The following is a 6,174-nucleotide window of genomic DNA, read 5'->3' on the forward strand; positions in this document are numbered from 1 at the left end:
TCCTGCTCGACGACGTCGCGGGCGCGAGCCTCGTCGGCGGGTTCGCCTGGTCGCAGTGGACCTCCGAGTGGACGACACCCGCCGCGCCTCGGCGCCGGGGTCGTCGGATGGAGGGGGTCTGCACCGGCTTCCAGCCCGGATCGCGGGCGCTCGACGAGGAGGGCTTCAGCGTCCTCGACCACCGCGTCCGTCCCGTCGAGGCGCTGACCGCCGGCCCGGACCCGCTGGCCTGGCACGCGTTGCCCGAGGTCACGGGGGTGTCGATGCGTCGGTCCCGGCGGATCGACGTGCACGTCGCGGACGGCGCCGTCGTGGTCGACTCGTTCTTCCAGGACAGCGCGACCACGCCTGCGAACGGCCGGATCGCGGTCCACGAGTACCGGCTGTCGGCGCGGGCCGAGGCGGGCGTGCTCACCGAGGTCGCCGCCGATCCCCGGGTGCTGCCCTACCTGGAGTGCCCGCTCGCGACCCGGACCGTCGACCGGATGGTCGGCACCCCGGTCGGCCAGCTGCGCGCCGCGGTCCTGGAGCGGCTCAAGGGCACCGCGGGCTGCACCCATCTCAACGACGCGCTGCGCGCACTGGCCGAGATCGAGGTCCTGGCCGCACCACTGGAGGAGGAGGCACCGTGCACCTGAGCGAGATCGCTGCCCGCACGCCGGACAAGCCGGCGATCGTGACGACCGGCGGCCGGACCGTGACCTACGCCGAGCTCGACCGCCGGAGCCTGCAGGTCGCCGCGCTGGTCCGCGCGCACGGACTCGGTCCGAAGGACCACGTCGCGGTCCTGATGGACAACTCGCCCGAGTTCCTGGAGGTCGCCTGGGGCGCCCAGCGGGCCGGGCAGTACTGGACGCCGGTCAACTGGCACCTGACCGAGGAGGAGGCGGCCTACGTCGTGCGGGACTGCGGGGCGCGGCTGCTGTTCGCCTCGCCCCGGGTCGCCGACCTGGCCTCGCGGATCGCCGCGGCGACCCCGGGCGTCGAGGCGGTGTTCGTCGCCGGATCGTCCCTGGACGAGGCACTGGCACCGCTGCCCGCCGAGCCCGCTGCCGACGAGGTCGAGGGCACCTACTTCTTCTACTCCTCCGGCACCACGGGGGCACCGAAGGGCATCCGTCCCGACCACGCGTTCCCGCCGTTCGGCACCGGGCTGCGGATCGACCACACCATGGCCTCGACCTTCGGGTTCGGCCCCGACTCGGTGTACCTGTGCCCCGCGCCGCTCTACCACGCGGCCCCCGCGGGCTGGTCGCTCGGCACCCTGCGCAACGGCGGCACCGTGGTGCTGATGGAGCGGTTCGACGCCATGGACTGCCTGTGCGCGATCGAGCAGCACCGGGTCAGCCACGTGCAGTTCGTGCCGACCCACTTCGTGCGGATGCTCAAGCTCCCGGAGGAGCAGCGGGCCGCGGTCGACGTGTCGTCGCTCCGGGTCGTCGTGCACGCCGCGGCGCCCTGCCCCGTGGACGTCAAGCACCGGATGATCGAGTGGTTCGGGCCCGTGCTGATGGAGTTCTACGCGGGCAGCGAGGGCAGCGGGATGACCGTCATCACCTCGCCGGACTGGCTCGCGCACCCGGGCTCGGTGGGCCGCGCGGCCGTGGGTGAGGTGCACATCGTCGACGAGGTCGGCGAGGAGCTGCCGACCGGGGAGATCGGCGCGGTCTACTTCTCCGGCGGCGGGTCGTTCGAGTACCACAACGACCCGGACAAGACCGCTCGCGTGCACGACCACCGCGGGTGGTCCACGTTGGGGGACATGGGCAGGCTCGACGCCGAGGGCTACCTGTACCTGGCCGACCGACGGACCGACCTGATCATCTCCGGCGGGGTGAACGTGTACCCCGCCGAGATCGAGGACGCGATGATCATGAACCCGGCGGTGGCCGACGTGGCGGTCGTCGGGGTCCCGGACGCGGAGATGGGGCACTCGGTGCGGGCGGTCGTCCAGTGCGCGCCCGGGATCGTGGGCACCCCCGAGCTGGCGGAGGAGCTGCGGGCGGACGCCCGCACCCGGCTGGCCGGGTTCAAGGTCCCGCGCTCGGTCGTCTTCGTGGACGAGCTGCCCCGGCTCCCCAACGGCAAGCTGCTGCGGCGACGGGTCCGTGAGGAGCAGGGCGTGGCGCAGACCCCCTGAAGAGGGCACTCTTCGGGCGTCTCGTGCAGGTGGAGGCACCCGGCAGCACGCCGCTGCGGGCGCTGCCAGGCCGGCCGGGGCTGGGGCACGGGAAGCGCAGCGTGGCCCTCGACCTGGACACCGAGCGTGCGCGGCTGGACGAGCTGCCGGCCGCCGCGGACGTGCTGGTCACCACGATGTCCCCGCCGCGCTGCGCAGGCACGGGCTCACCGACATCGAGGAGCGCTCCCCGTGGCCGGTCGCGACCGCGACCACCGGCTGGGGCGCACGGCATCCTCGCGGCGCTGCTGGAGCGTGAGACGAGCGGGCGCGGCCAGCGGGTCGACACCGACCTGGTCCGCGGCGTGACCACCCTCGACACCTGGAACCGGTTCACCGAGCTCGTCGGGGTGCGCCGGCCGGGCGCCCACGAGGTCGTCGACGCGTTCACCGCGGACGGCGAGCCCATGGGCCCGATGGTCTACGCCCTGCTCGTCGCCCCGACCGAGGACGGGCACCGGCTCCAGTTCGCCCAGCCCCAGCCGCGGCTGTTCCTCGCGATGCCGACCGAGCTCGGGCTCTCCGAGCTGCGCACCGACCCACGCCGGAAGCCGACGTAGGCGGGCCGAGTGCCGTACGGGCCGTTGATCGTCGGGATGAGGTCCGGCCAGGCACACGGCGGCGGCCTCCGCGGCGGCGGCGAGGGAGAACAGGGCGTCGGTGTCGGCACACTCGGCGAGTGCTGGGGCCGGAGTCCCGCAGGTCGGCCCAGGGCGAGAACAGCACCGCCCCCGCCGGGGTAGCACGACGACGTCGCGGTCGGTGCGGACGACCGGCGGTCGAGGCGATGCCGTTCGACGAGTGCGTCCTCGCGGTGCACGTCGAGCTCCTGGTCAGACTCGGGTGCACCTGCTCGAACACCTCGTCCTGACCGAGATGGCCCGCGACGGTGTCCACGAGGCTCTGCTGGTGGTGGCGCCGTTCGGGGTTCCCGGCGCGACGGGCGGTCCGGTCACTCCGGTCGCGATCGCCTAGCGGCCCGCCGCCGCGGTCACCCACCCGACGAGGTGGTCGACGTCCGCCTCGTCGGGTTCCCGCTCCTCCCACAGGAACTGCTCCATCAGCGCGAACATCCCGCAGGAGGCCATGAGCGCGTCCCGGACCGGGTCGGGGCTGCCGAGGGCGGTGAGCGCGGGCTCGAGCAGGTCGGCGATCCGACTGCGCACCTCCAGTGCGCCGCCTCCGGAGCGCGGTGCCCGACCGACGTTGCGCAGCACCGCCCGGGTGGCCACGGCGACCTCCCGGTCGCCCGCCTGCGCGAGCACCCCACGGGCCACCGCCTCCACCTGAGCAGCGGGATCGGACTGCTTGTCGCGCTGGTGGCGGAGATAGTCGACGAGCCGGCGGGACCCGTCGTCGGCGATGGCCGCCATCAGGTCGTCCTTGCTGCGGAAGGCGCGGTAGAAGGCGTCGTTCGAGACCCCGGCGCGCCGGACGATGTCGGCGATGCGCGGGCTGTCGCCGGGGTTCTCGCGCATCAGCTCCAGGCCGACGTCGAGCAGCCTGCGGACCTCGTCCTCCGCCGCCGCCAGGCGGTCGCCGGTCCGCCGCCGCGCCGCGCGGGCCAGCAGGGACTCGTCGGGCGGAGGGACGGCCTGGGTCGACATGGTGCAAGGGTATCCCGAAGCGGGTACAAACAAGTCAGAACAACGTTCTTTGTTTGCGGTACGCTCTATCAGAGCCCCGCCCGGCCCCAGGACACCCGAGGAGCACCGATGCTCGACTTCACCGTCGAACCCGAGTTCGCCGCCAAGCTGGAGTGGATGGAACGCTTCGTCAAGGAGGAGTGCGAGCCCCTCGACCTGCTCTTCCCGCACGGCGGCGACCCGTACGACGTCCGCAACCAGAAGTCCCGCGCGATCATCAAGCCGCTCCAGGAGGAGGTCCGCAGGCAGGGCCTGTGGGCCTGCCACCTCGGCCCCGAGCTGGGCGGGCCGGGCTACGGCCAGGTCAAGCTCGCGTACATGAACGAGATCCTCGGCCGGTCCTACTGGGCGCCGACGGTCTTCGGCACCGCCGCACCGGACACCGGCAACGCTGAGATCCTCGCGATGTTCGGCACGGACGAGCAGAAGGAGCGCTACCTGCAGCCGCTGCTCGACGGCGACATCGTCTCCTCCTTCTCGATGACCGAGCCGCAGGCGGGTGCGGACCCGAAGGAGTTCGTGTGCAAGGCCTGGAGAGACGGTGACGAGTGGGTGATCGAGGGCGAGAAGTGGTTCTCCTCCAACGCCCGGCACGCCGCGTTCCTCATCGTCATGGCCGTCACCGAGCCCGAGGCCCCGCCGCACGCGCGGATGTCCATGCTGATCGTGCCCACCGAAACGCCGGGGATCGAGATCCTGCGCAACGTCGGCACCATGGACGAGCGCACCGATCCCGAGCACGACGAGGGCATCCACGGCTACATCCGCTACAACCGGGTCCGGGTCCCGCTCGACGCCATGCTGGGCGGCCCCGGCCAGGGCTTCGCCGTGGCGCAGGCGCGTCTCGGTGGCGGCCGGGTGCACCACGCGATGCGGACCGTGGGCAAATGCAGGCGCGCCTTCGACATGATGTGCGAGCGGGCGCTGTCCCGGCGCACGCAGGGCGAGGTGCTGGCGCGCAAGCAGGCCGTGCAGGAGTTCATCGCGGAGTCGTGGATCGAGCTGCAGCAGTACCGGCTCCTGGTGCTGCACACCGCATGGATCATCGACACCCAGCCGCACGGCGCCGCGCGCACCCAGATCGCGGCGTGCAAGGTCGCGATGGCGAAGATCCTCCGCGAGATCATCCAGCGCTCGCTGCACCTGCACGGCTCCCTCGGGACCACCTCCGAGCTCCCGTTGGCGGGCTGGTGGATGGGCGTCCCGTCGCTGGCGCTGGCCGACGGCCCCACCGAGGTGCACCGGACCACGATCGCCAAGCAGGTCCTCAAGGACTACAAGCCGGCCGACGGGTTGTTCCCGAGCGAGCACATCCCGCCGCGGCTGGCCGCGGTCCGCGCCAAGTACGCCGACGTCATCGCGGACGAGTCGCTCGTCGGGTCGGTGAACGCATGAGCGACCGCTTCGACCTCACCGGGAAGGTCGCGCTGGTCACGGGCGGCAGCCGCGGGCTCGGGCGCGAGATGGTGCTGGCGTTCGCCGAGGCCGGGGCCGACGTCGTGATCACCAGCCGGAAGCTCGACGCCTGCGAGGCCGTCGCGAAGGAGGTGCGGGACCTCGGTCGCCGAGCCCTGCCCGTCGCGGCGCACGTCGGCCGCTGGCCGGACCTCGACGCGCTCACCGAGGCGGCGTACGCCGAGTTCGGCCGCGTCGACGTCCTGGTCAACAACGCCGGGATGTCGCCGCTCGCGCCGTCCTCGGCCGAGACGAGCGAGGAGCTGTTCGACAAGGTCGTCGGCGTGAACTTCAAGGGCCCCTTCCGGTTGTGCGCCGAGATCGGGCGTCGGATGGCCGAGGGCGAGGGCGGGTCGATCATCAACGTGTCGTCCTCGGGGGCGCTCATGCCCCAGCCCCGGTTCGGTCCCTACGCCGGGGCCAAGGCAGCGCTGAACGCGCTCACCACCGTGTTCGCCCTGGAGTACGGCCCGTCCGTGCGGGTCAACACGATCTCCGCGGGCCCGTTCCTCACCGACATCGCCGACCACTGGCCCGCCGAGTCGCGCGAGCGGACCCGCAGCGCGATCGGGCGGCCCGGCCGACCGGAGGAGATCGTGACGACCGCGCTCTACCTGGCCAGTCCCGCGTCGAGCTACACCACGGGCTCGCTGATCCGGGTCGACGGGGGGCTGTTCTGATGGCCGACACCGCGACCGACGACCTCCTCGAGGACCTGACCACGCGGACCCCGAGGTCGTCGAGGCGCTGAGCGAGGCGGCGTGGTTGCCGGGGGCGGCCGCCGTACCCCTGCTGGGATGGCGTCGAGATCTCGAAGCCACTCCAGGAGGGGCACCCCGCGCCGCCCCGGGGCAGGCGACGCCCGGCGGGACCGCCGAGCTGGTGCCGCGGCGG

General features: G+C 72.8%; 7 protein-coding genes. 6 read left to right on the forward strand and 1 reads right to left on the reverse strand.

Annotated elements, in window-relative coordinates:
• The 4 genes from H5J29_RS17655 to H5J29_RS35895 form a co-directional block, all read left to right on the forward strand.
• Window positions 1-638, forward strand: a 638-nt coding sequence (locus tag H5J29_RS17655; protein ID WP_181782053.1) for a DUF2889 domain-containing protein, incomplete at its 5' end; no start/stop codon positions are given.
• The gene (locus tag H5J29_RS17660) at window positions 629-2,140 is read left to right on the forward strand and encodes an AMP-binding protein (protein WP_181782054.1); all 1,512 of its coding nucleotides are present in this window, start codon (window positions 629-631) and stop codon (window positions 2,138-2,140) included. The genes H5J29_RS17655 and H5J29_RS17660, both read left to right, overlap by 10 nt.
• Before the next feature lie 29 nt (window positions 2,141-2,169).
• Window positions 2,170-2,739, forward strand: a complete 570-nt coding sequence (locus H5J29_RS17665; protein ID WP_181782055.1) for a CoA-transferase family III protein — start codon at window positions 2,170-2,172, stop codon at window positions 2,737-2,739.
• Between the two features lie 283 nt (window positions 2,740-3,022).
• On the forward strand, window positions 3,023-3,154 hold the full coding sequence (locus H5J29_RS35895; RefSeq protein WP_281376029.1) for a hypothetical protein: 132 nt from the start codon (window positions 3,023-3,025) through the stop codon (window positions 3,152-3,154).
• Here H5J29_RS35895 and H5J29_RS17670 read toward each other — a convergent pair.
• On the reverse strand, window positions 3,151-3,786 hold the full coding sequence (locus H5J29_RS17670; RefSeq protein WP_181782056.1) for a TetR/AcrR family transcriptional regulator: 636 nt from the start codon (window positions 3,784-3,786) through the stop codon (window positions 3,151-3,153). The two genes, H5J29_RS35895 and H5J29_RS17670, sit on opposite strands and share 4 nt — an antisense overlap.
• Before the next feature lie 108 nt (window positions 3,787-3,894).
• On the opposite strand from H5J29_RS17670, the gene H5J29_RS17675 reads away from it, so the two are divergent.
• Window positions 3,895-5,220, forward strand: a complete 1,326-nt coding sequence (locus H5J29_RS17675; protein WP_181782057.1) for an acyl-CoA dehydrogenase family protein — start codon at window positions 3,895-3,897, stop codon at window positions 5,218-5,220.
• Window positions 5,217-5,960, forward strand: coding sequence for an SDR family NAD(P)-dependent oxidoreductase (locus H5J29_RS17680; RefSeq protein WP_181782058.1), 744 nt, complete (start codon window positions 5,217-5,219; stop codon window positions 5,958-5,960). The genes H5J29_RS17675 and H5J29_RS17680 overlap by 4 nt, the downstream gene beginning before the upstream one ends.
• Window positions 5,961-6,174: the final 214 nt, after the last annotated feature.

The sequence above is a fragment of the Pseudonocardia pini genome (assembly GCF_013870575.1).
GTDB lineage: Bacteria > Actinomycetota > Actinomycetes > Mycobacteriales > Pseudonocardiaceae > Pseudonocardia > Pseudonocardia pini.